The sequence below is a fragment of the Vibrio sp. 10N.286.52.F8 genome (assembly GCF_041468745.1).
GTDB lineage: Bacteria > Pseudomonadota > Gammaproteobacteria > Enterobacterales > Vibrionaceae > Vibrio > Vibrio crassostreae_C.
In genome coordinates this window covers 1-356 of sequence record NZ_JBFRJF010000073.1, presented here as the reverse complement: position 1 = coordinate 356, position 356 = coordinate 1, and the positions used below count along the sequence as shown (strand labels likewise).

Below are 356 nucleotides of genomic sequence, written 5' to 3'. Positions count from 1 at the left end.
ATGAGCGATGAAAGTGGCGAGCCGATCACATCGACCGCGACTATTACTGTCACCGGTACTAACGATCTCCCAATTGCCAATGCAGACACTGGGGCAGTTCAAGAGAACAGCACAGTAACCGTTGATGTATTGGCTAACGACACCGATTTAGATGATGGTGCGACCTTTACCTTAGACAATGTGAGCTCAGATAAAGGTCTGGTGACCATCGTTGATAACAAACTTGTGTTTGAAGCGACTGGCGAAGATTTTGATCACCTGCCAGTAGGTGTAACAGAGCAAGTCGTGGTGACGTACACGATGAGCGATGAAAGTGGCGAGCCGATCACATCGACCGCGACTATTACTGTCACCGG

General features: G+C 49.2%; 1 protein-coding gene. It reads left to right on the top strand.

The window, feature by feature from the left end; all coding sequences use genetic code 11:
* The coding region (locus tag AB4133_RS21940; protein WP_372225753.1) for an Ig-like domain-containing protein at nucleotides 1-356 on the top strand (356 nt) is incomplete at both ends.